The 24,943-nt window shown below is 70.3% G+C and carries 29 protein-coding genes; 14 read left to right on the top strand and 15 right to left on the bottom strand.

Going from position 1 to position 24,943, the window contains the following annotated elements; translation table 11 throughout:
* Positions 1 to 58 precede the first annotated feature (58 nt).
* Positions 59 to 586 (top strand): VanZ family protein, encoded by a 528-nt coding sequence (locus tag BLQ91_RS02170; RefSeq protein WP_090094847.1) that lies wholly within the window; start codon positions 59 to 61, stop codon positions 584 to 586.
* Here BLQ91_RS02170 and BLQ91_RS02165 read toward each other — a convergent pair.
* Entirely contained in the window at positions 583 to 1,119 is a 537-nt protein-coding gene (locus BLQ91_RS02165; protein WP_090094846.1) for an SMI1/KNR4 family protein, read from the bottom strand. The genes BLQ91_RS02170 and BLQ91_RS02165 overlap by 4 nt on opposite strands.
* 92 nt (positions 1,120 to 1,211) lie before the next feature.
* Here BLQ91_RS02165 and BLQ91_RS02160 point away from each other — a divergent pair, with 92 nt between their 5' ends.
* From BLQ91_RS02160 to BLQ91_RS02140, 5 genes are read left to right on the top strand one after another with little or no spacing between them, the layout of a single operon-like run.
* Positions 1,212 to 1,538, top strand: a complete 327-nt coding sequence (locus BLQ91_RS02160) for a hypothetical protein (protein WP_090094845.1) — start codon at positions 1,212 to 1,214, stop codon at positions 1,536 to 1,538.
* The gene (locus BLQ91_RS02155) at positions 1,535 to 2,740 is read left to right on the top strand and encodes a C40 family peptidase (protein ID WP_090094844.1); all 1,206 of its coding nucleotides are present in this window, start codon (positions 1,535 to 1,537) and stop codon (positions 2,738 to 2,740) included. The genes BLQ91_RS02160 and BLQ91_RS02155 overlap by 4 nt, the downstream gene beginning before the upstream one ends.
* Positions 2,741 to 2,781: 41 nt before the next feature.
* Positions 2,782 to 3,135 (top strand): hypothetical protein, encoded by a 354-nt coding sequence (locus BLQ91_RS02150; RefSeq protein WP_143022491.1) that lies wholly within the window; start codon positions 2,782 to 2,784, stop codon positions 3,133 to 3,135.
* Positions 3,123 to 3,569, top strand: coding sequence for a YbaB/EbfC family nucleoid-associated protein (locus BLQ91_RS02145; protein WP_090094842.1), 447 nt, complete (start codon positions 3,123 to 3,125; stop codon positions 3,567 to 3,569). Before BLQ91_RS02150 ends, BLQ91_RS02145 begins: the two co-directional genes overlap by 13 nt.
* A gap of 54 nt (positions 3,570 to 3,623) precedes the next feature.
* Complete coding sequence (locus tag BLQ91_RS02140) at positions 3,624 to 4,841, top strand: primosomal protein (RefSeq protein ID WP_090094841.1); 1,218 nt, start codon at positions 3,624 to 3,626, stop codon at positions 4,839 to 4,841.
* A gap of 127 nt (positions 4,842 to 4,968) precedes the next feature.
* On the opposite strand, the gene BLQ91_RS02135 is transcribed toward BLQ91_RS02140, so the two are convergent.
* Positions 4,969 to 6,063, bottom strand: a complete 1,095-nt coding sequence (locus BLQ91_RS02135; RefSeq protein ID WP_090095924.1) for an adenosine deaminase — start codon at positions 6,061 to 6,063, stop codon at positions 4,969 to 4,971.
* A gap of 359 nt (positions 6,064 to 6,422) precedes the next feature.
* On the opposite strand from BLQ91_RS02135, the gene BLQ91_RS02130 reads away from it, so the two are divergent.
* Together BLQ91_RS02130 and BLQ91_RS02125 are read left to right on the top strand one after the other, a co-directional pair.
* The gene (locus BLQ91_RS02130) at positions 6,423 to 7,802 is read left to right on the top strand and encodes a hypothetical protein (RefSeq protein WP_090095923.1); all 1,380 of its coding nucleotides are present in this window, start codon (positions 6,423 to 6,425) and stop codon (positions 7,800 to 7,802) included.
* 197 nt (positions 7,803 to 7,999) lie between these two features.
* Complete coding sequence (locus BLQ91_RS02125; RefSeq protein WP_245732990.1) at positions 8,000 to 9,472, top strand: serine/threonine-protein kinase; 1,473 nt, start codon at positions 8,000 to 8,002, stop codon at positions 9,470 to 9,472.
* Between the two features lie 6 nt (positions 9,473 to 9,478).
* Here the strand turns inward: BLQ91_RS02125 and BLQ91_RS02120 are convergent, their stop codons facing one another.
* From BLQ91_RS02120 to BLQ91_RS41000, 7 genes are all read right to left on the bottom strand, one after another.
* Positions 9,479 to 10,753 carry a thymidine phosphorylase gene (locus tag BLQ91_RS02120; RefSeq protein ID WP_090094840.1) on the bottom strand — a complete coding sequence of 425 codons (1,275 nt, stop codon included), beginning with the start codon at positions 10,751 to 10,753 and terminating at the stop codon, positions 9,479 to 9,481.
* Positions 10,750 to 11,139: a cytidine deaminase gene (locus tag BLQ91_RS02115; protein WP_090067213.1), complete on the bottom strand. Its 390-nt coding sequence runs from the start codon at positions 11,137 to 11,139 to the stop codon at positions 10,750 to 10,752. Before BLQ91_RS02115 ends, BLQ91_RS02120 begins: the two co-directional genes overlap by 4 nt.
* On the bottom strand, positions 11,132 to 12,373 hold the full coding sequence (locus tag BLQ91_RS02110) for an ABC transporter permease (protein WP_090095921.1): 1,242 nt from the start codon (positions 12,371 to 12,373) through the stop codon (positions 11,132 to 11,134). Before BLQ91_RS02110 ends, BLQ91_RS02115 begins: the two co-directional genes overlap by 8 nt.
* Positions 12,374 to 12,381: 8 nt before the next feature.
* Positions 12,382 to 13,455, bottom strand: a complete 1,074-nt coding sequence (locus BLQ91_RS02105; RefSeq protein WP_090094839.1) for an ABC transporter permease — start codon at positions 13,453 to 13,455, stop codon at positions 12,382 to 12,384.
* Positions 13,455 to 15,053 carry an ABC transporter ATP-binding protein gene (locus tag BLQ91_RS02100; protein WP_090094838.1) on the bottom strand — a complete coding sequence of 533 codons (1,599 nt, stop codon included), beginning with the start codon at positions 15,051 to 15,053 and terminating at the stop codon, positions 13,455 to 13,457. The genes BLQ91_RS02105 and BLQ91_RS02100 overlap by 1 nt, the downstream gene beginning before the upstream one ends.
* A gap of 80 nt (positions 15,054 to 15,133) precedes the next feature.
* A complete protein-coding gene (locus BLQ91_RS02095) occupies positions 15,134 to 16,267 on the bottom strand; it encodes a BMP family lipoprotein (RefSeq protein WP_090094837.1) in 1,134 nt (377 codons plus the stop codon).
* A gap of 300 nt (positions 16,268 to 16,567) precedes the next feature.
* Positions 16,568 to 16,705 (bottom strand): hypothetical protein, encoded by a 138-nt coding sequence (locus BLQ91_RS41000; RefSeq protein ID WP_176959533.1) that lies wholly within the window; start codon positions 16,703 to 16,705, stop codon positions 16,568 to 16,570.
* Positions 16,706 to 16,839: 134 nt separating this feature from the next.
* On the opposite strand from BLQ91_RS41000, the gene sdhC reads away from it, so the two are divergent.
* Genes sdhC through BLQ91_RS02075 form a run of 4 tightly spaced genes read left to right on the top strand, consistent with a single transcriptional unit; the run spans position 16,840 to position 20,232 of the window.
* On the top strand, positions 16,840 to 17,262 hold the full coding sequence (gene sdhC, locus BLQ91_RS02090) for a succinate dehydrogenase, cytochrome b556 subunit (protein WP_090094836.1): 423 nt from the start codon (positions 16,840 to 16,842) through the stop codon (positions 17,260 to 17,262).
* 3 nt (positions 17,263 to 17,265) lie between these two features.
* On the top strand, positions 17,266 to 17,673 hold the full coding sequence (locus tag BLQ91_RS02085; RefSeq protein WP_090094835.1) for a succinate dehydrogenase hydrophobic membrane anchor subunit: 408 nt from the start codon (positions 17,266 to 17,268) through the stop codon (positions 17,671 to 17,673).
* A gap of 22 nt (positions 17,674 to 17,695) precedes the next feature.
* Positions 17,696 to 19,450, top strand: coding sequence for a succinate dehydrogenase flavoprotein subunit (sdhA, locus tag BLQ91_RS02080; RefSeq protein ID WP_090094834.1), 1,755 nt, complete (start codon positions 17,696 to 17,698; stop codon positions 19,448 to 19,450).
* Positions 19,450 to 20,232, top strand: coding sequence for a succinate dehydrogenase iron-sulfur subunit (locus BLQ91_RS02075; protein WP_090094833.1), 783 nt, complete (start codon positions 19,450 to 19,452; stop codon positions 20,230 to 20,232). The genes sdhA and BLQ91_RS02075 overlap by 1 nt, the downstream gene beginning before the upstream one ends.
* Positions 20,233 to 20,518: 286 nt before the next feature.
* Here BLQ91_RS02075 and BLQ91_RS42415 read toward each other — a convergent pair whose 3' ends face one another.
* The 3 genes from BLQ91_RS42415 to BLQ91_RS40995 are packed head-to-tail and all read right to left on the bottom strand — an operon-like array spanning position 20,519 to position 21,428.
* A complete protein-coding gene (locus BLQ91_RS42415; protein ID WP_245732988.1) occupies positions 20,519 to 20,785 on the bottom strand; it encodes a hypothetical protein in 267 nt (88 codons plus the stop codon).
* A gap of 4 nt (positions 20,786 to 20,789) precedes the next feature.
* Positions 20,790 to 21,233, bottom strand: a complete 444-nt coding sequence (locus tag BLQ91_RS42410) for a hypothetical protein (RefSeq protein WP_245732987.1) — start codon at positions 21,231 to 21,233, stop codon at positions 20,790 to 20,792.
* Positions 21,234 to 21,281: 48 nt separating this feature from the next.
* Positions 21,282 to 21,428: an LPXTG cell wall anchor domain-containing protein gene (locus BLQ91_RS40995; protein WP_176959532.1), complete on the bottom strand. Its 147-nt coding sequence runs from the start codon at positions 21,426 to 21,428 to the stop codon at positions 21,282 to 21,284.
* A 1-nt stretch (position 21,429) separates the two neighbouring features.
* On the opposite strand from BLQ91_RS40995, the gene BLQ91_RS02065 reads away from it, so the two are divergent.
* Complete coding sequence (locus tag BLQ91_RS02065) at positions 21,430 to 21,852, top strand: hypothetical protein (RefSeq protein WP_090094832.1); 423 nt, start codon at positions 21,430 to 21,432, stop codon at positions 21,850 to 21,852.
* Positions 21,853 to 21,948: 96 nt separating this feature from the next.
* On the opposite strand, the gene BLQ91_RS02060 is transcribed toward BLQ91_RS02065, so the two are convergent.
* The gene (locus tag BLQ91_RS02060; RefSeq protein ID WP_090094831.1) at positions 21,949 to 22,299 is read right to left on the bottom strand and encodes a hypothetical protein; all 351 of its coding nucleotides are present in this window, start codon (positions 22,297 to 22,299) and stop codon (positions 21,949 to 21,951) included.
* A 10-nt stretch (positions 22,300 to 22,309) separates the two neighbouring features.
* Entirely contained in the window at positions 22,310 to 22,537 is a 228-nt protein-coding gene (locus BLQ91_RS02055) for an SCO4848 family membrane protein (protein ID WP_090094830.1), read from the bottom strand.
* A 61-nt stretch (positions 22,538 to 22,598) separates the two neighbouring features.
* Between BLQ91_RS02055 and BLQ91_RS02050 the strand changes: the two genes are divergently transcribed.
* On the top strand, positions 22,599 to 23,867 hold the full coding sequence (locus BLQ91_RS02050) for a D-alanyl-D-alanine carboxypeptidase family protein (protein WP_090094829.1): 1,269 nt from the start codon (positions 22,599 to 22,601) through the stop codon (positions 23,865 to 23,867).
* A 66-nt stretch (positions 23,868 to 23,933) separates the two neighbouring features.
* Here the strand turns inward: BLQ91_RS02050 and yhjD are convergent, their stop codons facing one another.
* Complete coding sequence (yhjD, locus tag BLQ91_RS02045) at positions 23,934 to 24,920, bottom strand: inner membrane protein YhjD (RefSeq protein ID WP_090094828.1); 987 nt, start codon at positions 24,918 to 24,920, stop codon at positions 23,934 to 23,936.
* Positions 24,921 to 24,943 lie beyond the last annotated feature (23 nt).

Below are 24,943 nucleotides of genomic sequence, written 5' to 3'. Positions count from 1 at the left end.
GACCGGAACCGGCCCTCAGCGCGATGTGCGCCGAGGGCCTTTTTCCTAGCTTGGATTCATGACGAATGCACAGCTCGCGAGCATCCAATGGGGCGTTTTCCTCTCCGTCGTCTTCCTGCTCCCGCAGCTGTTGTTCCGCCGGCTGACGTTTCGCGGCACCGCGATCACCGTCTACGCGAGCATGCTCTTCTCGGCGACGTTCCTGCCGGTGCAGACCGTTCCGCCGCGCCAGTCCGTGCAGCTGGTCCCGTTCCAGTGGATCACCGACACCTTCCGCGACGGGCAGGTCGCGTTCGACCAGATGACGCTGAACCTGCTGCTGTTCGTGCCCCTCGGCACGATGCTGGTGTTCTGGGGCAAGCGCACCATCGGGCAGGCCGCGCTGATCGGCTGCGGCGTCTCACTGCTGATCGAGGCCTCGCAGCTGCTGTGGGCCAACCGGATCTTCGACGTCGACGACTTGATCACCAACACCACCGGCACCGCGCTCGGCTGGCTCGGCGCGCTGGCCGCCGTGAAGGTCCACGCCCGCGTGAAGGCCGCCTCGGTGCCGCCGCGCGAGCTCGCCGGCGTGCCAGGTTCCTAGCTCGTGCGCCAGCCGAGCTCGCCCGCGGTGTTGACCTCCGGGAAGCAGTGCCCGACCGTGCTGCGGGTCTCCAGAGCCGTCGCCACCTGGTCGAACATCTCCACGATCGACGACCACTCCGGCTTGAGCATCTCGTTGCGCTCCTGGTCCCACTCGACCACGCAGCCGCGCAGCACGCCGGGCCTCAGGTCCACCGCGAGCACGTCGCCCGTGCCGTCGAACGCGATCGGCAGCCAGCCCGGGTGGAAGCCCGAGGTCGGCGCGCCCGCCTCGGTCGAGTCCACCGGCTTGCTCGCGTGGGTGTCCCTCAGCACGAACGCCCGGTCGGCGCACAGCGGCGTGTAGAAGGGCGGCAGGATCTCGGCGTACAGGCCGTCCTCGGTGCCGCCGAAGACGCTCCACCACAGCTGCAGGTCGATCGGAACCCGGAGATCCGGCAGTGCGTCGTACCTGGGACGCAGCACGGCGCGGGTGGCGGGAGCGTGTTCCGCCAGCCATGCCAGGATCCGGTTCCAGTGCTCGATCACACCCACCGATCCATGATCTTGGCGGAACGACGGGCGAGGTACCGCTCATCGGGGCAGGATCGGGGCGAACAGGTCACGACTGGGGGAAGAGCTTTCAGATGGCGGAACAAGGTCTCGAGGTCGACCTCGACGCCCTGACGGGATACGCCTCGGCGGTGAGCGGTCTGGCGAGCGAGGTCGGCGCGGTCGGCACCGGCACGTTGAGCGGCACCACCGCTCTGCCGGGCGACTGCTTCGGCAAGATCGGCAACGAGGTGGGCCTCAACGCGGCGTTCCAGGCGGCGGCCCAGGTCCAGCTCGACGCGCTCAAGGCGGCGTCGGCGGGCCTCGCCGGTCTCGGCACGGCGGTCGCGAAGGCCCGCGAGGCCTACATCGCCCAGGAGGACGCGAACAGGGCCGCGCTCGGCAAGGCGGCGCGGGCATGAGCGTCGAGGGACTCCTGAGCCAGTTCATCGCCCCCATGAAGGAGGACCTGGCCAAGCTCGACGGCGACACCGGCGGCGCCACGCGGGCCGGTGACGCCTTCGGCCGCGCCCAGACCGCGCTGGCGGACCTGGGCTCGCGGCACGGCTCGGCTTCGACGGCGGTGCTGAACACGTGGTCGGGCGACAAGGCGAACGCCTTCACCTCCCGCGTCTCCACCTTCGCCTCGGCCGCGGCCCTGCTGGCCTCGAACGCCTCCACCGTGAAGACGGTCGCCTCGACCGGCGTCGCCGCGGTGACCGGCGGCCGCACCGCCATCCAGGGCCTGATCGACGAGTTCACGGCCAAGGCGACGCCGAAGCTCGCGGCCGCGCTGGCCCTCTCGGTCGTGGCGGGTCCCGGCGTGGTGCTGGCGGCCGTGGCGGACCTGGCCGGAATGGCCTCGGGCTACCAGGGCAGGACCTCCGCCGAGCTGCAGAAGGTGCGCGACCAGCTCACGCAGCTCGTCGGGCAGCTGGGCGGCCTGCCGAAACCGGATCCCGGCGCGCTGGAGAAGCTCGGCGAACCGCTCGGCGGTGACGAGGGCTCCACCGTCGCGGCCGGAGTCACCGACACGCCCCGGCAGGAGTCCGGTCCCGGCTCGAACTCGGGCAACGGCAACGGCAGCGGCGGCGGCTCCGGTGGGGGCGGCGGCTCCGGTGGGGGCGGCGGTGGCGGTTCGGGCGGTGGTGGCGGCGGTGGAGGAGGAGGCGGCGGGGGCGGTGGCTCCGGCCCGCGCCTGCCCGTCGCGATCCCGCCGCAGCCCGGTGACGGCGTCGGCGTGAACCTGCCCGACGGCAGCAGCGCCGAGGCGCCGAACGAGATCGCCGCCATGGCCGTGCGCAACGCGCTGTCCGCCCTCGGCACCCCGTACGTGTGGGGCGGCGCGAACCCGCCCCAGGGCACCGACTGCTCCGGCCTCACGCAGTGGGCGTACGCCGGCGCGGGCTTCGACGTCCCGCGTCCCGCCTCGTCGCAGGCGATGGGCGCCTCGGTGCCGCCGGACCAGCTGCTGCCCGGCGACCTCGTGGTGTGGGACGGGCACGTGGCGATGGTGATCGGCAACGGCCAGATGGTCGAGGCCGGTGACCCGGTGCAGGTGCAGCCGATCCGCACGACGAACAGCGGCATGTCGTTCTACGGCTTCTACCGGCCGACGGGCTGAGCCCGGTTGGGGCACACTGTCGGCAGCAGGGGGTGATCGAGGTGGACGATGACGTCGAGCGCGCCGCGCGGAAGGTGCGCGAGGTCGAGCAAGCCGTGGCGGAACGCGTCACGCGCACAGGACCCATCACGGGTCGTGCGTCGTCTCCAGACGGCGCGGTGACGGTGGTCGCCACGCCGGGAGGCCCGCCGCAGCAGGTAGTGGTGAGCCCGGCGGCGCTGCGGATGGGTCCGCAGGGGCTCGCCGCCGAGATCATGCGCATCGCGGACAGGGCGCGGCGCACCGCGAACACCCGGCTGCACCAGGCGCTGGACCGGGTCGTCGACCCGCGCGAGCTGGCGGCGACGGGGATCGAACGCGGGCCGGACGAGGACGACTTCGGGTGGCACCGGTGAACGAGGAGCGCATGCGGGCCACCGAGCAGCTCCGGCGCGATCTCGCCGTCCTGACCGCCACGGTCGAGCACCCGAACGGGCTGTGCACGGTCACGGCGTCGCCGGCGGGCGAGATCAGGGCCCTGCACCTGCACCCGGCGCTGCTGCGGCAGGGCGCTCAGGCCGTCGGCCAGGTCGTCACCGAGACCGTCCGGCTCGCCACCAACGCGGCCGTGCAGACGAGCTTCAACAAGACGGCGCTGGCCCTCGGCGACGGGATGGCGATCGACGTCGAGTCGATCGCGGGCGACTCGCCCTTCCGGTCGACGTGGAACCCGGTCGTGCCGCCGAAACCCCCTGCTGAGCAGGCACCACCGGAGCGCAGGCCGCGGTCCCCGCGCGTCGCGGACACCGACGACGACGCTTTCTTCGACAACCCCTCGTGGCTTCGGTGATCAGCACCGTTAGGCTCGTCGACGGCATCGGGCAGGCGTGACCGGGAGGTCAGGATGGCGCAGGACATCGTCCCCATCGAGCTGGGGCTGACGCAGGGTGACGTGGTCACGCTGTGGGCACCCCGCTGGCGCGAGAAGGGCGAAGAGTGGGAGGCGTTCCTCGGCGACGAGGAAGACCTGTTCGTCTTCCCCGACGCCGCGCACCTCGCTGCCTTCGTGCGCACCGCCGAGGAGCACGACCTGATCGACCACCCCGCGTGGCCGGTCGTGCCGTCGCTGGGCCTCGCGGACCTGTCCCCGGACGACAACCACCAGTTCGACCTCGTCGGCGTGCCCGAGCTCGTCGCCGAGGACCCGGACACCTGGACCATCGGCGAGCTCGCCGACGTGATCGCGATCGTGCGCTCGCTCGCGGAGGTCTGCGACCTGGAGAAGGTCCACGAGGTGCTCGACAGCGCCGAGGGCTTCTCGCTGCTGCCGCAGGGCACGCTGCCGTTCAGCGGCCGTGACGGCGCGAAGCTGTGGGCCGAGCTGTCCGAGGTCGTCTCCGAGAAGTGGGACGAGGTCCTCGACGCGATCGACGGCGTGGTGAACACGCCGGACGTCCCGGACAAGGAGCTCGCCGTCGCGCAGGAGGAGCTGGCCGCGCTCGAGGCCGAGACGGCCGCCGCTGCCGCCGTCGACTCCCCCTCGGAGGACTCCGACGACGAGGCCGAGGAGCCCACCGGCTTCTGGGCCGAGGTCGGCGTCGACCCCATCAAGATCATCACGTCCGCCGGCGAGTTCTACACGCTGCGCTGCTACCTCGGCGACGACCCGGTGTTCCTGGGCCGCCGGGGCAAGATCGAGGTCTTCGGCTCGCCGCGCGCGCTGAGCCGCTTCGTCGCCGAGAACGACGAGCACGACCTGGCCGAGGTCGAGACCTGGAACGACATCAAGGTCAAGGCCACCGCGGGCGAGCTCGACGTCGAGGTGGACGACGACAACGTCTACGTCCTGACCGGCATCGCCGAGGACATGGAGGAGGGCCCCGACTCCCTCGACCCGCAGCAGCTCGACCTCGCCGTCGAACTGTTCGAGGACGCGGCGGAGTGGGCCGAGGACGAGTCCGTGAAGGACGCGCTCGCCTCGTCCGAGTCGCTGGGCTGGCTCGTGTCGTTCGTCGTGTCACCGGACCCGACGCGCCTCGCGCCGTCCGCTCCCTACGACGCCGAGGTGGCCGCCTTCCGCGAGCTGCAGGCGAAGTTCGAGGACCGGCTCAACGTCAACTGAGCCTTCGTGACGTGGAAGAGGGTCACCCCCCCGGTGCGGGGGTGACCCTCTTCTCGTCGTCCGGCATTCCCGGCCCGCCGGCGGAAGCTGTCGTCTACCGGTCAACGCGAGCCGGAACGAGAACCGGTCAAGCCGACAGCGCCGCGTACCCCGGCTTGACCAGCCCGTTGATGATCGCGAGCCGCTCGTCGAACCCGATGAACGCCGACTTCATGGCGTTGATCGTGAACCACTGCAGGTCCGCCCACCCGTAGCCGAACGTCTCGGCCAGCGCGGCGAACTCGCTCGACAGCGTGCAGTCGCTCATCAGGCGGTTGTCGGTGTTGACGGTGACGCGGAACCGCAGCTCGGCGAGCAGGCCGATCGGGTGGTCGGCGAGCGTCTGGGCGGCGCCGGTCTGCAGGTTCGAGGTCGGGCACATCTCCAGCGGGATGCGGCGGTCGCGGACGTACGCGGCCAGGCGGCCCAGCTCGGCACCGGCAGGATCGTTGCCGGAAACCTTGATGTCGTCGACGATCCGCACGCCGTGGCCGAGGCGTTCGGCGCCGCAGTGCTGGATCGCCTCCCAGATCGACGGCAGGCCGAACGCCTCGCCGGCGTGGATGGTGAAGTGCGCGTTCTGCCGGCGCAGGTACTCGAACGTGTCGAGGCCCCTGGTGGGAGGGAAGCCCGCCTCGGGTCCCGCGATGTCGAAGCCGACGACGCCGAGGTCGCGGTAGCGGACGGCCAGCTCGGCGATGCGCAGCCAGCCCTCGTTCTGGCGCATGGCGCAGAGCAGCGTGCCGACGCGGATCGTGCGGCCGGTCTCGGCGACGCGGGCGGTGCCGACGCGGAAGCCTTCCTGGACGGCCTCCACGACCTGCTCCAGGGAGAGGCCCTTCTCGGTGTTCAGCTCGGGGGCGTAGCGGATCTCGGCGTAGACGACGCCGTCGGCCGCCAGGTCCTCGACCGCCTCGGCGGCGACGCGGACCAGGGACGCCTCGTCCTGCATGACGCCGCACGTGTGGGCGAAGCCTTCGAGGTAGCGCACGAGCGAACCCGAGTTCGCGTTGTCGCGGAACCAGCCGCCGAGGACGCCCGCGTCGGTGGTGGGCAGGCCCCGGTAGCCGGAGGCATCGGCGAGTTCGATCACCGTCTGCGGGCGGAGGCCACCGTCGAGGTGGTCGTGCAGCAGCACCTTCGGCGCGCTGCGGATGGTCTCCAAGGTAAGCGGCGTGGACATCACTACACGTTACTCCAGGCGACACGCCGCTTCAGCGTCAACCGAAACGATCTTGGCGGCGGCATGGCCCTTTGCTCTTCCACCGTTGTTGCAGATCCGTGATCGGCAACTTTCTGCAACCACGACGGCGCTTGCATCACCCCAAGGCAGGAACATCATCCGTGGCTACTGCGCGCTTCCGACCGGTAACTTGGCGTTGAGCGTAGCGAGGTAGCCTGATCGGAGCAGTCCCCCGTCCGTGCCCGGCGATTTTCCGTCGGGGGTGGTACAGGGTCACGCCGCGACGCGGATAGGCTCCCGTGGTCTCCCCTCCCCTTGGACGAAGGCACTCAGCCGTGACAGAGAACAACAACTCCACGATGAGCTTCGATCGGATGCGCAACATGCTCACGCGCGCCGCGGAGATCCGTGAGAGCGAGCAGCAGCAGATCTTCGACGCGCTGGACGAGATCCACGCCCGGATGTCGCCTCTGGAGTCGCTGGGTTCGGTCCGCAAGCGCCTGTCGGAGCTCCCGGACCGCACTGAGGTCAGCGTTCTCGCGGAGCGCCTGGACGAGGCCCTCGCCAAGCTGGAGGCCCAGGACAACGCCGTCGCCGGCATCGGTCGCGCGGTCGACGCCCTGGTGGACAAGCTCGCCAAGCCGTTCGCGCAGCTGGACGGGCGCCTCGACGGCGTCGCCGGCCGCTTCGAGGGCGTCGCGGGCCGCATGGACGGGCTGGAGGACAAGCTCGCCGGCATCCACAAGCGCATCGACGACCTCGACGGCCACCTGGACAAGCAGGACGGCAAGGTCGACGCGATCCCCGGCGCGGTCACCACCCCGCTGCGCGAGCGCGTCGAGGCCCTCGAAGCCGCGCTGCGCGGCCGTCTCGACGAGGTCGACGAGGGCGTGCACGAGCACCTCGACGGCACCCGCGAGGCGCTGCAGAAGATCCTCGCCGAGTCGTTCTCGGGCATCCACGGCCGCGCCGACGAGCAGCGCGACGCCCTCGCCGCCGCGCGCGCCGAGCTGGCCGCCGCCGTCGCCGAGAGCCGCGCCGAGCTGGTGACCGCGGTGACCGACCGCCACGACCAGCTGGCGGGCGCGCTCGCCGAGACCCGCACCGAGCTGTCCGGCGCCGTGGCGGAGACCCGCGGAGAGCTGGCCGGCACGGTCGCCGAGACCCGCGACGCCCTGGCGTCGTCGCTGGCCGAGACCCGCACCGAGCTCGCCTCCGCCGTCGCCGACACGCGCGACGTCGTCAACGGCAAGCTGGACGAGGCCCGCACCGCCCTGTACGCGGCGATCGAGCAGTCCCGCGACCAGGTCGACGCCGCCGACCGCCTCGAGTCCCTGGCCCGCCGCCTGGAGCTCGTCACCTCGCAGCTCGACACCATGACCAACCGCCTGGACAAGGTCGAGGACGGCTTCGCCGCCCGGATCTCCGAGCTCGGCGGCAGCGTCGACGCGGGTCTCACGAAGGTCGCCGAGACCGTCGGCGCCCGCCCGGACGCCGACGCGCTGCAGTCCCTGGTCCGCAGGTCGAACCAGGAGTCGGAACTGCGCATCGGCGGCCAGCTGGACGAGGCCATGGCCACCTTCGCCGAGCTCATCCTCGGCGGCGGCTCGCCCACGCCTCCCCCGCCGCCCACCGCCCTGCCCCGCCCGCAGCGCCGCACCCGCAAGAACGGCGGCCCGAAGCCGGCAGGCGGCGGCAAGGACATGGACGACGACGACCTGGCGGCTGAGGGCGCCTGATCGCCTGAGCCATCCACGAGGAACGGCCCCGGAGCAGCGTCGCTCCGGGGTCGTTCCGCTTTTCGGTGCCCGCAAACCAAATGAGACGTGCGCTCCGGCCGAACCAACGGCGCGCGCGGCACGTGACTGCTGGAGGGAGCGCTCACACGACGTCGCTATGCTCGCCGGAGCTGGGGGGCGTCCAGAAGGGGTAGTCCGTGCAGCAGCAACAGCGAGTCGTCGCCAACCGCTACACCCTGCTCGCCGAGCTCGGCAGAGGTGCGATGGGTGTCGTGTGGCGCGCCCAGGACCAGCTGCTGGGCCGCGCGGTCGCGCTCAAGGAGCTGCACCCGCCGCAGGGCATCGCCGCCGAGGAACGCACCGTGCTGGAGGAGCGCATGCTCCGCGAGGCGCGGACCGCGGGCAGGCTGAACCACCCGGCGGTCGTCACCGTCTACGACGTCGTCCGCGAGGACGGGCGCACCTACCTCGCGATGGAACTGGTCGACGCGCTCGACCTGGCCAGCATCGTGCAGCGGCACGGGCCGCGCGACTCCACCTGGATGGCCGGGGTCGCGTTGCAGGTGCTGGGGGCTTTGGAGGCCGCGCACCAGGCAGGGATCGTGCACCGGGACGTCAAGCCCAGCAACATCATGGTGCGGCCGGACGGGGCCGTGAAGCTCACCGACTTCGGCATCGCGCAGGCGGCGGACGACCCGCGGCTCACCCACAACGGCGGCATCGTCGGGTCGCCGGCGTACATGTCGCCGGACCGGCTGAGCGGCTGGGAGGCCTCGCCCGCGTCGGACCTGTGGGCGCTCGGCGTCACGATCGCCAACGCCGTCGAGGGCATCAGCCCGTTCGAGCGGACGTCCACGGCGTCGACGCTGCACGCCGTCATGAACGAGCCGCCGGTGCTCCGGCTGGCCTCGCCCGCGCTGGCGCAGGTCATCCGCGGGCTGCTCACGGTCGACCCCGCGCACCGCCTGACCGCGCCCCAGGCACGTCAGATGCTGGTCGCGATCGTGCAGGGCACGGCGCCGGTTCCGTTGCCGCGGAAGAAGAACAGCGGTCGCCAGAAGAACAAGCTCGTCGTGGCCGGCGCGATCGCGCTCAGCGCCGTGGTGCTCGCGGGCGCGGCGTTCGCCGGATACCAGGCCTTCAAGCCGCAGGACACCGCCACTGCCGGCCCGAGCACCACGAACTCCGCGTCCGGCGAGCAGAACTCCACCCAGTGGACCGAGGCCTCGCAGCTCCCGGTTGGCGCGCCGCTGCCGTCCCGCCGCATCGCCACGTTCGGCCGCGGCGGGGACGTGCCCGAGTGGAACATCTCCGGCACGCAGTGCGCCAAGGACTTCCTCACCCAGGGTTCGCCGGTGAGGTCGGACGTGCCGTGCGACGGCCCGCACGGCATCCAGCTCTTCTCGGCCGCGACCCCGATGTGGGACAAGCCGAAGGACTCGCCGTACCCCGGTGTGGAGTGGCTGGCGGACTTCACGAAGAACTACTGCACCGAGCAGTTCAAGGTGATCGAGCCGAAGATCGAGGAGCCGCTGGGCTTCACCGGCCTCATCCCCACGCAGAAGGAGTGGGACGCCTACCAGGACGTCACCGCGCCGGGCCGCCAGGAGGTCCTGTGCGTGCTGTGGAAGCAGGACAGGTCGCCCCTGGCGGGCTCGCTCGTCGGCTAGCGCCGCTCAGCCCCGGATGGTGTCGATCACCAGCGGCGACCGCTCCGGCGCGGAGTCCGTGACGGAGTAGGCGCCTTCCAGCGCCTGCAGGGCGCCGGCGACGGAGTCCGGGGTGTCGGTGCGCAGTTCCAGCAACGGCTGCCCGGCCTCGACGACGTCGCCGGGCTTGGCGAGGCAGAGCACGCCGGCACCGGCCTGCACCGGGTCCTCCTTGCGCGCCCGGCCGGCACCGAGCCGCCACGCCGCCACCCCGACGCCGTAGGCGTCCAAAGTGGACAGCACACCGGAGGCCGGTGCCTCCACGACGTGGCGGTGCGCGGCGACCGGCAGCGGAGCTTCCGGATCGCCGCCCTGGGCCCGGATCATCCGCGCCCACACCTCGTACGCCTCGCCGGAGGCCAGCACGGCGGCCGGGTCGGCGGAGATCCCGGCCAGCGACAGCATCTCCGACGCGAGCGCCACGGTCAGCTCGACGACGTCGGCGGGACCAGCGCCGCGCAGCACGTCGACGGACTCGGCCACCTCGACCGCGTTGCCGACGGCACGGCCCAGCGGCACGGACATGTCCGTCAGCAGGGCCGAGATCCGCACGCCGTGCTCGACGCCGATGGCCACCAGGGCCTCGGCGAGGGCGCGGGCGGACGGCAGGTCCTTCATGAACGCGCCGGAGCCGACCTTCACGTCCAGCACCAGCGACTCGGCACCTTCGGCGATCTTCTTCGACATGATCGAGGAGGCGATCAGCGGAATGGCCTCGACGGTCCCGGTGACATCCCGCAACGCGTAGAGCTTGCGGTCCGCCGGCGCGAGTCCTTCGGTGGCGGCGCACACGACCGCCCCGACCGAGGACAGCTGGTCGAGGATCTCGCGGGTGGACAGGGCGGCCCGCCACCCCGGGATCGACTCCAGCTTGTCCAGGGTGCCGCCGGTGTGGCCGAGGCCGCGACCGGACAACTGCGGCACGGCAGCGCCGCAGGCGGCGACGAGCGGGGCCAGCGGCAGCGTGATCTTGTCGCCGACGCCGCCCGTCGAGTGCTTGTCCACGGTCGGGCGGTCGACGTGCAACGACAGCCGCTCACCCGACGAGATCATCGCCTGCGTCCAGCGCGCGGTCTCGGCGGCGGTCATGCCGTTGAAGAAGATCGCCATCGCCAGCGCGGACATCTGCTCGTCCGCGACGGCGCCGCGCGTGTAGGCGTCGACGACCCAGTCGATCTCCGCGTCCGACAGCGCACGGCCGTCGCGCTTGGCGCGGATGACGTCCACGGCGGAAAGGCTCATGGCAGGTCCTCCGGTCCGAACGCGTCCGGCAGCACCGACGACATCGGCAGGATCCCGGACGGGGTGTCCACCAGGCAGTCGCGACCGCCCAGCTCGTACAGCACCTGACGGCACCGCCCGCACGGCATCAGCAGCTCACCGGCACCGGACCGGCAGGCGACGGCGACGAACCGGCCGCCGCCCGTGAGCTGCAGCTGGCCCGCCATCGCGCACTCGGCGCAGAGCCCGACCCCGTAGGAGGCGTTCTCGACGTTGCAACCGGTCACGATGCGGCCGTCGTCGCACAGGGCCGCGGAGCCGACCTGCAGTCCCGAGTACGGGCAGTGGGCGAACGACGCCGCCTCCACCGCCCGTGCCCGGAGCAGGTCCCAGTCGACCTCAGCCACGGCGGTACACCAGGCCGTCGGCCGCGGGCATCCGCAGCCGTTGCGACGCCACGGCCAGCACGGCCAGCGTCACCATGTGCGGCGCGTACGAGACGAACTCGCTCGGGATCTCGTCGAGGCTGACGTACAGCAGGTACAGCAGCACGGCGACGACGATCGCGGCCGCGGCGGAGAACCACTTCCGGCGGACCAGCTGCCACACCACGATCACGCCGAGCAGGATCACCACGCCGTAGACGAGGCCGAGCACGGTCTCGCCGCCCGAGCGCAGCTGCAGGCCGTCGGCGTAGCCGAACAGCGCCGCACCGCCGAGCAGGCCACCGGGCCGCCAGTTGCCGAAGATCATCGCGGCGAGGCCGATGTAGCCGCGGCCACCGGTCTGCCCCTCCAGGTAGGACAGCTGGCCGGGGTTCAGCACCAGCGCGGCGCCGCCCAGACCGGCGAGACCACCGGAGACGATCACGGCCACGTACTTGTGGAAGTACACCTTGACGCCCAGCGAGTCCGCCGCGTGCGGGTTCTCGCCGACCGAGCGCAGGCGCAGGCCGAAGCGGGTGCGCCAGAGCAGGTAGTACGACAGCGGCAGCAGCAGGATCGCGAGCATCGTCAGCGGCGAGACGCCGGTGACGAGGCCGCGCAGGATGCCGGCGACGTCCGAGATGAACACGCGCTGGCCCGCCTCGAGCTCGCCCAGCCAGTCGGCGAAGCCCGCCGCCGAGTAAGTGTCGAACGGCGTGACCGGCGGCGACTGCCGCGGGTTGTTCGACAGCGGCAGGAAGATCAGCGTCGACAGGTACTTCGTCAGGCCGGCGCCGAGCAGGTTGATCGCCACACCGGAGACGATGTGGTTGACGCCGAACGTGACCGTCGCGATCGCGTGCAGCAGCCCGCCCAGCGCGCCGAACACGACGGCGGCGACGACCGCGGCCCACGGACCCCACTGGTAGCCGGCCCACGCCGCGCCCCAGGTGCCCATGATCATCATGCCTTCGAGACCGATGTTGACCACACCGGCGCGTTCCGCCCACAGACCGCCGAGACCGGCGAGCAGGATCGGCAGCGCGAGGCGGACCGCGGTCTGCGTCGTGCCGGACGACGTGAGCTGCGGGAAGCCCGTCATGTACGACGTCGTCGACAGCAGCACGATCGCGCCGGCGACGCCGAGCACGCCGACCGCCCAGCCGGGAATCTTGCGCTTGCGAGGCGCCGCCGGGACGTGGGGCTTCTCCTCCATCGTCGTGATCACGCGGCACCTCCGACAGTTCCGAGCTCGCGGCCGACGCGGCGCTGTTCGGCGGCGAGCTCGAAGCGGCGCACCACCTCGTAGGCGACGACGACCGACAGGACGATCGAGCCCTGCATGATGGTGACGATCTCCCTGGGAACGCCGACGTTGTCGAGCGCGAGGCCCGACTTGTCGAGGAACGCCCAGAGCAGCGCGCCGAAAGCGATGCCACCGGGGTGGTTGCGGCCGAGCAGCGCGATCGCGATGCCCGAGAAGCCGATGCCCGCGGTGAAGTTCAGGCTGAACGTGTGGTCGCGGCCGAGCAGCTCCGGCAGCGAGATGAGGCCCGCGATGGCCCCGGAGAGCAGCATCGAGACGAGCACCATCTTCTTGGCGTTGACGCCACCGGCCGAGGCGGCGGTGGACGACTCGCCCGAGGCCCGCAGCTCGAAGCCGAACCGGGTCTTGTTCATCATCACCCAGTAGCCGACGCCCAGGGCGATGGCCACGAAGATGAAGCCGAACATCGTGCCGCCGCCGCCGAAGCTGATGCCGGGCATCCAGCCGCTCTCCGGGATCTCGGCGGTGCGGATGTTGTTGCCCCGCAGCTCACCGAAGACGTCCCGGCGGATCAGGTAGGCGGACAGTCCGATCGCCAGCCCGTTCATCATGATCGTCGAGATGACCTCGTTGACGCCCCGGGTCACCTTGAGGATCGCGGGGATCGCGGCCCAGGCGGCACCGGCGAGCGCCGCCACGACGATGATCACCAGCGTGTGGATGCCGGGGGGCAGCGCGATCGAGCCGCCGACGACGGCCGCGATGACGGCCGCGACGCGGTACTGGCCCTCGACACCGATGTTGAACAGGTTCATCTGGAACCCGATCGCCACCGCGAGCGCCGCGATGTAGTAGATGCCCGTCGAGTTGACGATGTCGACGAGCGTCGAGCCCTTGCCGACCTGCGTCACCATCGCGCCGAACGCGCTGAGCGGGTTCGCGCCGGAGATGACGAGCGCCACGCCGCACAGCAGCATCGAGAAGACGATCGCCAACGCGGGCGGCAGGAGTTTGCCGCGCAGGTGTCCCATCAGTTCGCGCCTTCCTCAACTACCGCGGTTCCGTGCGCGGTGCCGGTCTCCTGCACGGAAGCACTCGTCGCACCCGCACCGGTCATCGCGCTGCCGAGGTCCTCGGGCGTGACGGTGTTCGGGTCGGCGTCGGCCACCAGGCGGCCGCGCAGCATGACCTTGATCGTGTCCGAGAGGCCGATCAGCTCGTCCAGGTCGGCGGAGATCAGCAGCACCGCGAGACCGGCGGCGCGGGCGCGCTTGATCTCGTCCCAGATCAGCGCCTGCGCGCCGACGTCCACGCCGCGGGTCGGGTGGGAGGCGATCAGCAGCTTCGGGTCGCCGGACAGCTCGCGGCCGACCACCAGCTTCTGCTGGTTCCCACCGGACAGGGCGGCGGCGGGCACGTCGATGCCGGGCGTGCGGACGTCGAAGTCCGCGACGATCCGCTCGGTGTCCTTCTTCGCGCCGTCGGTGTCGAGCCAGATGCCCTTGGACGTGGGCTTGCGGGTCTGGTAGCCGAGGATCCGGTTGTACCAGAGGGGCTGCGTGAGCAGCAGGCCGTGGCGGTGGCGGTCCTCCGGCACGTAGCCGATGCCCGCCTCGCGCCGGGCGAGCGTGCCCAGCTTCGTGAGGTCGGCGTCGAGCAGCGTGATCGTGCCGCTGCCGGCCTTGCGCATGCCCATGACCGTCTCGACGAGCTCGGTCTGGCCGTTGCCCTCGACACCGGCGATGCCGACGACCTCGCCGGAGCGGACCACCAGGTCGACGTCGTCGAGGATCGGCCGCGAGCCGTCGGGGGTCATCAGCTTCAGGCCCCGGACGTCCAGCACGACCTTGTCGGTCACGGTGGACTCGCGGGTCTCCGGGCTGGGCAGCTCGCTGCCGACCATCATCTCGGCCAGCTGCCGCGACGAGACGGTCTTCGGGTCCGCGCTGCCCACGGTCGTGCCGCGGCGGATCACCGTGACCGAGTCCGCGATCGCGCGGACCTCGTCGAGCTTGTGGGAGATGAACAGGAACGTGTAGCCCTGCTCCTGCATGCCGCGGACGGTGTCGAAGAGCTCGTTGACCTCCTGCGGCACGAGCACGGCGGTCGGCTCGTCCAGGATGATCACCTTGGCGCCGCGGTAGAGCACCTTGAGGATCTCGACGCGCTGGCGGTCGGCGACACCGAGCTGCTCGACGAGCACGCCGGGGTCGACGTTCAGCCCGGTCTTGCCGGAGAGCTCGATGATGCGCTTGCGGGCCTTCTGGCCGATGCCGTGCAACGCCTCCGCGCCCAGGACGACGTTCTCCTGGACGGTGAGGTTGTCGGCGAGCATGAAGTGCTGGTGCACCATGCCGATCCCGGCCTTGATGGCGTCCGACGGCGTGCGGAACCGCACCTGCTCGCCGTTCACCTCGATGGTGCCCTCGTCCGGCGGCTGCATGCCGTAGAGGATCTTCATCAGGGTGGACTTGCCGGCACCGTTCTCACCGCAGAGCGCGTGCACCTCGCCACGGCGGACGGTCAGGTGGACGTCGCTGTTGGCGACCACACCGGGGAACCGCTTGGTGATGCCGGTGAGCACCACAGCGGGGGGATCGTCCGTCCGTGCGGACGTGGAACTGCTCATCGTCGAGTGCTCCTCCTACCACGCACCAGGCCCTGTGAGGGGCAGATCCTCACAGGGCCCGGTGGTGTGTGGCTTTCGGACTACGGCTTGTCCTTGACCTGGATCTTGCCCTCGATGATCTGGGCCTTGTAGCCCTCGAGGATTCCCTGCAGCTTCGCGTCGATCTTGCCACCCGACGTGGAGTAGCCGACACCGTTGACCTTCAGGTCGAAGACCTTCGGCAGCGACGCGAGGTCGTTCTTCGCGACGGCCTTGACGAAGTTGTAGACCGCGACGTCGACGCGCTTGAGCATCGACGAGACGATGACGTCCTTGGTGTCGGCGACGGTCGCCTGGTTGTACTGGTCGGAGTCGACGCCGATCGCCAGCGCGTTCGCCTGCTTGGCGGCCGAGAAGATGCCCTTGCCCGACGCACCGGCGGCCTGGTAGATCACGTCGGCGCCCTTGTCGATCTGGCCCTTCGCGGCCTCCTGGCCCTTCGGCGCGTCCTGGAAGCCCGTGAAGTCACCGGCCGGGGTGATGTACTTCTTCTCGACCTTGACCTTCGGGGCGGCGGTCGTCGCACCCTGGACGTAGCCGGCCTCGAACTTCTGGATCAGCGGGATCTCGACGCCGCCGACGAAGCCCACGTGGCACTTCTTGCTCTGGTACGCGGCGATGACGCCGGCCAGGAAGGAGCCCTCCTGCTCGGCGAAGAGCAGCGGCGTGACGTTGGTCGCACCCTCGACGGCCGAGTCGACCAGGCCGAACTTGACGTTCGGGAACTCCGGCGCGACGACCTTCAGCGACTCGGCGTAGGCGAAGCCGACACCGATGATCGGGTTGAAGCCCTCGGACGCCAGCTGGCGCAGACGGGTCTGCTTGGCGGACTCGTCCTCGTTCGGGGCGGCGGAGAGCTCGCGGGTGTTCTCCTTCTTCACGCCCATGTCCGCGATGGCCTTGTCGAGACCGGCGGCGGCGGAGTCGTTGAACGACGCGTCGCCACGGCCACCGATGTCGTAGGCCAGACCGATCTTCAGCGCGCTCGCGTCCACCTTGTCACCGTTGGCGGCGCTGGTGTTCGAGGTGGCGGGCGCGGACGGAGCCTCGGCGAACTCGCAGGCGGCGCCGGTACCGGCACTCCCGTTGTTGCTGCCGCCACCCGAGTCCTTCGCGCAGGCGGCCATAGTCATCACGCTGGTCAACGCGATCGCGGCGACCGCGACACCACGCATACGACGACGCACGGCTCGTCTCCTCCCTGAGGTTCCTCCCCAACGACGTTGTTGGGTCCTAGACGCGGCACCGTACCTCTTAGTAACCAACCCCGTTGCCGCCAGCACCTACAAAGACCCCTATCGGTTACGCATTCGACGCTTAGGCCGCACGAGAGGTGATCACTCGTGTTCACCCCGTGGCGAAAAGTCCCGTTCCGCCGCTTCTCGGTTCCAATCGTCGTCCAAACGGCCCAACGGCACCCACCGATGTGCTTCGATGATCAACGAACGCTGCGGTGCAGCTGAACCAATGACCGGTTACTCGTCGTGCGACAGGTGGCAAATGCCCTTGCCGACGGTGGCGACCTGGTCCAACGCGGAGACCGAACCGCCGGCCGGTTGTGGCGTGGACCGCATTTCCGGATCGATAAAGACCGCTTGGAGGATCGACAGCATGTCTCATCGATCACAGAGCGGGTGCGCCTGCTGGGAGTGTTCCAACGTGCGGGACTAGGATTTTCCGGTCATGGTCGGACGAGAACGGATTTATTCGCCGACCACACCACCACTGACGTTGGAGGCCGCGGCGCATGACCAGCGCAGGCGCACCCGAGCGGTCGGGCACCACCCGAGGGGGTGGGACGCTCTACCGCGGTGATCTGGGCATGTGGTCCTGGGTCGCCCACCGGATCACCGGTGTCCTCACGTTCTTCTTCCTCTTCACCCACGTGCTCGACACCGCCCTGGTGCGGGTGTCCCCCAACGCGTACGACGCGGTGATCGAGACCTACAAGAACCCGGTCGTCAACCTCTTCGAGGTCGGCCTGGTCGGCGCGGTGCTCTACCACGCCCTCAACGGCATCCGCGTCATGCTGGTGGACTTCTGGGAGAAGGGCGCCAAGTACCAGCGGGCCATGCTCTGGACCGTGCTGGGCGTCTGGGTGCTCGTGATGATCCCCGGCTTCTACTTCATGATGGAGCGCACGATCTCCGACCTGCTTGGGGGTCACTGAGCCATGTCCCTCGCACTCGACAAGCCCCGCTCGCCCCGCCGCCCCTCGGCGCGCCGCAGCAACGGCGAGCTCTACAGCTGGCTGTTCATGCGCCTCTCCGGCCTGCTGCTCGTGGTCCTGGTCCTGGGCCACCTGTTCATCATGAACATCCTGGACGGCGGCGTCCACAAGATCAACTTCGGTTTCGTCGCCGGTCGCTGGGCGTCTCCGTTCTGGCAGTTCTGGGACCTCGCGATGCTCTGGCTCGCGCAGATCCACGGCGGCAACGGCGTGCGCACGGTCATCAACGACTACGCCCGCAAGGACTCCACCCGGTTCTGGTTGAAGATGCTGCTCTACGTGTCGATGGTCCTGATCATCTCGCTCGGCACGTTCGTGATCTTCACCTTCGACCCGAACATCTCGAACTGACCCGCGCGGGGAGCCCACCACAATGCAGTTCCACAAGTACGACGTAGTCATCATCGGCGCTGGTGGTGCCGGAATGCGCGCGGCGATCGAGTCCGGCCAGCGCGCCCGCACCGCGGTGCTCACCAAGCTCTACCCCACGCGTTCGCACACCGGCGCGGCCCAGGGCGGCATGTGCGCCGCCCTGGCCAACGTCGAGGAGGACAACTGGGAGTGGCACACCTTCGACACGATCAAGGGCGGCGACTACCTGGTCGACCAGGACGCCGCCGAGATCATGGCGAAGGAGGCCATCGACGCGGTCCTCGACCTCGAGAAGATGGGCCTGCCGTTCAACCGCACGCCCGAGGGCAAGATCGACCAGCGCCGGTTCGGCGGCCACACGCGCAACCACGGTGAAGCCGCCGTGCGCCGCGCCTGCTACGCCGCGGACCGCACCGGTCACATGATCCTGCAGACGCTCTACCAGAACTGCGTCAAGCACGGCATCGAGTTCTTCAACGAGTTCTACGTGCTCGACATCTGCCTGACCGAGACGGAGAACGGCCCGGTCTGCACCGGCGCCGTCGCCTACGAGCTCGCGACCGGCGAGATCCACGTCTTCCAGGCCAAGTCCGTCGTGTTCGCCACGGGTGGTTTCGGCAAGGTCTTCAAGACCACGTCGAACGCCCACACGCTGACCGGCGACGGCATGGGCATCGTCTTCCGCAAGGGCCTGCCCCTGGAGGACATGGAGTTCTACCAGTTCCACCCGACCGGCCTCGCCGGTCTCGGCATCCTGCTGACCGAGGGCGCGCGAGGCGAGGGCGCGATCCTGCGCAACGCCTCGGGTGAGCGGTTCATGGAGCGCTACGCCCCGACCATCAAGGACCTGGCGCCGCGCGACATCGTGGCCCGCTCGATGGCCCTCGAGGTGCTCGAAGGCCGTGGCGCCGGCCCGAACAAGGACTACGTGCTCCTGGACTGCACGCACCTCGGTGCCGAGGTCCTCGAGACGAAGCTGCCGGACATCACCGAGTTCGCGCGCACGTACCTGGCCGTCGACCCGGTGCACGAGCCCGTCCCGGTCTACCCGACCGCGCACTACGCGATGGGCGGCATCCCGACGAACATCCACGGCGAGGTGCTGCGGGACAACGACAACGTCGTTCCCGGCCTCTACGCCGCGGGTGAGTGCGCCTGCGTCTCCGTGCACGGCGCGAACCGCCTGGGCACGAACTCGCTGCTGGACATCAACGTCTTCGGCCGCCGCGCCGGCATCGCCGCAGCGGAGTACGCGCTGTCCCGCGAGTCGCACGTGGACCTGCCGGAGAACCCGGCCGCGGCCGTCGAGGCCCAGGTCGCGCTGGCGCTGTCGGAGCACGGCCAGGAGCGCGTGGCGGACATCCGCACCGAGCTGCAGGCCACCATGGACGCCAACGCGTCCGTGTACCGCACCGAGGACACGCTGAAGCAGGCCCTGCACGACGTGCAGGCCCTGAAGGATCGCTACGCCCACATCTCCGTGCAGGACAAGGGCAAGCGCTTCAACACGGACCTGCTGGAGGCCGTCGAGCTCGGCTTCCTGCTGGAGCTCGCCGAGGTCCTGGTCGTCGGCGCCCTGGCGCGCAAGGAGTCCCGCGGCGGCCACGCCCGCGAGGACTACCCGAACCGCGACGACACGAACTTCATGCGCCACAGCATGTTCTACAAGCAGGGCGAGGGTCTGTCGGCGGACATCCGCCTCGACTACAAGCCCGTGACCTTTACCCGGTACAAGCCGATGGAGCGCAAGTACTGATGACCGCCACCGCTGAAACCACTGCTGGCTCGCGCGGCTCCCAGCCGCCGGTTCCGGACGGCGCTGTCACGGTCACCGTCAAGATCCGCCGGTTCAACCCGGAGGTCGACGACGAGCCGCGCTGGGACTCGTTCGACATCCCCGCCCTCCCCTCGGACCGGGTGCTGAACCTCCTCCACCACATCAAGTGGTACGTGGACGGCACGCTGACGTTCCGCCGCTCCTGCGCCCACGGCATCTGCGGCTCGGACGCCATGCGCATCAACGGCGTCAACCGCCTGGCCTGCAAGGTCCTGCTGAAGGACCTGCTGCTCAAGGGCGACAAGCAGACCACGATCACCATCGAGCCCATCAAGGGCCTGCCGGTGAACAAGGACCTGCTCGTCGACATGGAGCCGTTCTTCGAGGCGTTCCGCGCCGTCAAGCCGTACCTCGTGACCTACGGCAACGAGCCGACGCGCGAGCGCATCCAGTCCGTCGCCGACCGCGAGCGGTTCGACGACACGACGAAGTGCATCCTGTGCGCCTGCTGCACCACGTCGTGCCCGGTCTACTGGACCGAGGGCTCGTACTTCGGGCCCGCCGCGATCGTGAACGCGCACCGGTTCATCTTCGACTCGCGCGACGAGGGCGCTGAGGAGCGGCTCGACATCCTCAACGACATCGACGGCGTGTGGCGGTGCCGCACCACGTTCAACTGCACCGACGCCTGCCCTCGTGGCATCCAGGTGACGAAGGCGATCCAGGAAGTGAAGCGGGCGCTGCTGTTCAAGCGCGTCTGAGGTTCTTCTCGGGTGCTTCGAGGCGCCGCGCTCCCGGTGGGGGCGCGGCGCCTCGCCTTTGTGCGGGATGGTGGGGCTCGGCGCTCCGTGGCGCGGGGTGCGTGGACTTGGGGCGCGCGCCTGCCGGGACGTGGTCGGGCGGCAGCACAGCAGCAGCGAGCGGACGGCAGCGGTAGCCGCCTCACCACGCCACCCGGCGTCCGCGCTCACCAGCCCGGCATCGAACACCCGACAGCGCCTCCGGCACGCGCACCTCGACGCGCAGGCCGTACCGACGCGGCCCCGGTCAGCTCCCCTCCACGATCCGCACCGGAGGCCGAGGCCGAGCGGCCGCCGCCCGATGCGCCTTCTCCAGCTCCGCTGCCACCGCCTCCGGGTTGTCCCGCAACCGCGCTGGCAACGTCTGCACCACCAGGATCCCGGCAGCGGCGTACCGGCTGTTGCGAGCCAGGGTGCGTTCGTAGTCACGCGGCCCGTAGTGGAACGCCCGCGAGTCGATCTCCCAGGCGAGTCCCACGTCGTCGTACCAGGCGTCCGGGCGGCCGATGATCACGCCGTCAGCGCTGGCGAGCGTGACGTTCCAGTGCGCGGTGGTGAGCCGGATGCGGCGCGACAACCGGCGGCACGCGTCGACCACGGCTCGGGCGCAGGACACGACGGGGGAAGACGCCCACGTCCGAAGCCGGGGGCACCGGGCACGCGCGTTCGAGGACCAGGCGGCCGCTGCCGAGCGCGGAGCCCGGCACCAGGAGGTGGATCTCCTGGCCGCGGGCGGGAAGACCGTGGCGGCGGCAGGCTTCGGCGCCGGTCACCACGGCTCCCGGGCCCGCGCGCAGCAGGGCCGCGGTCAGGTGCTGGTCCGGGGTGGGCGGGCCGTTGTGCAGCAGCACGACACCGGGGTACATGCGCTGCCACGGCCCGCCCGCGGCGCATTGCCGCCAGGGGTTCGAGACGCCCAGGGACTTCAGGGCGCCGGATGACGCCGAGATCGCTGCGTTCACGCAGGTGTTCGATTCGCACGTCATCAGTGTGACGAGGAACACCGACAGTCAGCGGCGGGTGAGCCGCCTGGCGCGCTCGATCGTCAGCAGTGCCGCGCCGCCCACGAGGAGCAGCACGCCGAGCAGGAGCATCCACGGGGTCGAGGCGCCGGTGTTGGCCAGGTGGTTGTCCTGGTGGTGCACCGGAGGCGCCACGATGTTCTTGGTCGTCGACGTGTGCGGGTTGGTGTGCGACGTGGTGGTCGTCGTCGTGCCGGACGTGGTGCCGGACGTGGTGGTGGTCACCGGCGTCGTCGTGGACGAGGTCGTCGACCAGGACGTCGTGGACGTCGAGGTCGACGGACTGGTCGTCGACGAGGTATCGGTCGACGACGTGGTCGTAGTAGTGGTGGACGTGGTCGTGGAGGGCTTCGTGTGCTTGGTCTTCGAAGTCGTCGTGGGCGTCGACGACGACGGAGGGTCCTCACCTCGCGGCGACGGCGCGCGCCAGTCCGGGCGTTCTTGCGAGCACCACGCAGCGGCGCACACCTGGCCATCCCCGGAGGCCGCGGCTTCCGGGGCGGCACCGTGCAGTGCGACGACCGTCAACACCGCGCCGGCGGCGAGCACACCGATATAGGCGATACGTGACATGCCACGGATGGTGCGCGCTGGTGTGGCAGGTCGCTCGGCAAGCAGGCCCACGTCACCCGCCAGTGCGGGCGACACCGCCCGATCAGGTCCAGAAGACGGCGATTCCCACGTTCAGGACGACGAGCGACGCGGCCGTCGGCAGGAGCCAGGACGGCGCCTTCGGCTTGTTCACGTTGATCGCGACGACGGCGGCGATGGCGACCACGACCAGCAGCTTGACGCCGATCTTGACGTGGTCGTACGCCACCGAGTCGACCAGCGGGTCGATGCCGACCAGCGCGATGCCGGTGAGCAGCTGCAGCGCGGCGCCGTGCAGCCAGCCCTTGTTGACCGGCGCGTCCTTGCCGGCCCTGGCCTGCAACATGATCATCGCGACGAGCATGCCCATGCCCAGCAGGTGCAGGAACACCAGCAGCAGGCGTACGAACTCCACAGCGTTGTCCTTATCGACGTCGGGTGGCGAGGTAACCGCGCACGCCCAGGACACCGATGACGGTGCCGAAGACGAGCGAGGCGATCACGAGCACCAGGTGCACGGTGAAGAACGCGGTAGGTCCGTCGCCGAACGAACGGGGGTCCTTCCAGATGTTCTTCAGGAACGTGGGCCAGATCACCCACGACCACACCCCGAAAGCCACCAGGAAGAGTGACATCGGGCGCGAGAGCTTCACGGCGACCAGTATCGGACGTGGTGCGTGCAAGGCTCTAAACGGGGGTGGATAGCCTGGAGGCGTGCCCTTCACCCAACGGCTCATCGTCGCCCTGGTCCTAGCAACGGCCACCGCCGCGTTCGCCGCACCGACCGGCACCGCACAGCAGGCCGCCGGCACGGCGCAGTGCGCCAACCGCGAGACCCCGCCGCCGCCGGTGGACACGTCCGAGCAGCCGGCTCCCGGCCAGAAGGCCCCGACGCCGCTCGAGGTGCCGGAGAAGCCCATCGGTGGTGACCGCCTCGGCGAGTGCGGACTGATCCTGCCGCCGAACTCGGCGCAGCCGCCCAGCGGCATCACCGCGGCGACGTGGCTGCTCGCGGACATGGACAGCGGTGCCGTCCTCGCCGCGTACGACCCGCACGGCCGTCAGCGCCCGGCGAGCATCATGAAGGTGCTCCTCGCGATGGTCGTCGCCAAGGAGCTGCGGGGCGACCTGGTCGTCACCGCGAGCGCCGAGGACACCCAGCAGGAGTGCACCTGCATCGGCCTGCGCGACGGCGGCCAGTACACGGTCCGCCAGTTGCTGCACGGCCTGTTGCTCACCTCGGGCAACGACGTGGCGCACACGCTGGCCCGCCAGCTCGGCGGCGTGCCGAACGCCCTGCGCAAGATGAACGCGATGGCCAAAGAGCTCGGCGCCCTCGACACGCGCGCCGTGACGCCGTCCGGCCTCGACGGCCCCGGCACCAGCACGTCGGCCTACGACGTCGCCCTGATCTTCCGCGGCGCGATGAAGTACGAGGAGTTCGCGCAGGCGATCAAGCTGCAGCAGTCGCAGTTCCCCGGCCGCAACGGCGGAACGATCATGCTGCAGAACGACAACCGCCTGCTCACGAGCTATCAGGGCGCGCTCGGCGGCAAGACCGGCTTCACCGACGACTCGCAGCACACCTACGTGGGTGCCGCGGAGCGCAACGGCCGCCGTCTCGTCGTGGTCCTGCTGCGCGGGCAGCAGACGCCCACGCGCATCGACGCCCAAGCCGCGAAGCTGCTCGACTACGGCTTCGCGATGGGCCCAGGCGGTGTCGGCAAGCTCGTCGACGGCGCCCCGCAGCCGAAGCCGAACGTCGTCCCGACCCAGCAGAACACCGACGCGGGCGACGAGGCCGTCGTCGACTCGAAGACGGGCCGCCCGACGCCGACCGCGTTCGGCACCGTCGGCCTCCCGATCACGGCGGCCGCGGGCCTCGGCCTCCTGGCCGGCCTGGTCCTCTTCGTCCGCAACAAGCGGGCCAAGGCGGCACGGGCACGCCGTCAGGCCCAGCAGCAGGCGGCACAGGGCTTCTGAGGCACGCGAGACGACGGCCCCGGCGCACTCGCGCCGGGGCCGTTCTCGTTCGGGGAGCGTCCGGGCCTACTTGCGGCGCCACCGGAAGCCGAGCAGCGCACCCGCGAGCGCGCCCGCTCCGAGCATCAGCGACGGGGAGGGCCCCTGCCGCACCGACACCACGGGCTGGATCACTGCGGGCGGAGGCGCCTTCACGACCTCCGGCTCCTGGTTCTCCCGCGCGGTGGCCGTCCAGGCCGTGATGAACAGGATGAACTGCGCCACCAGGTTCGCGAACACCAGCACACCGATGACCGAGCCGAACGCGGCCGAGGTCGGCGACTTGGTCGTGAACGACAGGAAGACCGTCGCCGTCTGCTTCAAGAGCTCGAACCCGACCGCGCCGGCGAACGCCCCGCGGATCGCGCTGCGCCACCCCACGGGCTTGCGCGGCAGCCGGGAGAGCACCCACAGGAACACGAGCCAGTTCGCGAGCAGCGACAGGACGATCGTGCCGATCCGCAGCAGGACGTGCGCCCAGCCGGCGTCCTCCAGCCCCATCCAGCGCAGGACCAGCTCGGCGAACCCGGTGCCGAGGGCCGTGATGCCGAACGACAGCACGATCGCGAGGCCCAAGCCGACCAGCGACAGCACGTCGCGCCAGAGCGTGCCGAGGAACGGCAGCTCCCCCTTCGCCTGGCCCCACTGCGCCGTCAGGGCGTCGCGGAGGTTGCTCATCCAGCCGAGACCGGAGTAGGAGGCACCGAGCAGACCGATGACGCCGACGGTGCCCTTGGAGTCCAGCGCGGTGTCCACGGCTTCGTTGATCTGCTCGCGCAGCTGGGCGTCCGGCACCGCCTCGGCGATGCTCTGCCGCAGCGACGCCAGCAGGTCCGGCTGCGACTGCAGCACGAAACCGGCGACGGCGAACCCGATCATCAGGATGGGCACGAGCGAGAGCACGCTGAAGTACGTCACCGCAGCGGCGTGCTGCGCGCCGTACCTCTGGTCGTAGCGCTCGTACGCACGAATGATGTGGTCGAACCACGCGTACTTCCGCCGCCACTTGTCCACGGCGGAGACGCTAGTGCAAGCGC

Source organism: Lentzea jiangxiensis (genome assembly GCF_900104175.1).
In the GTDB taxonomy this organism is placed as follows: domain Bacteria; phylum Actinomycetota; class Actinomycetes; order Mycobacteriales; family Pseudonocardiaceae; genus Lentzea; species Lentzea jiangxiensis.
Note: the sequence above shows the minus strand (reverse complement) of the source record. Positions and strands in the feature narration are given on the sequence as shown.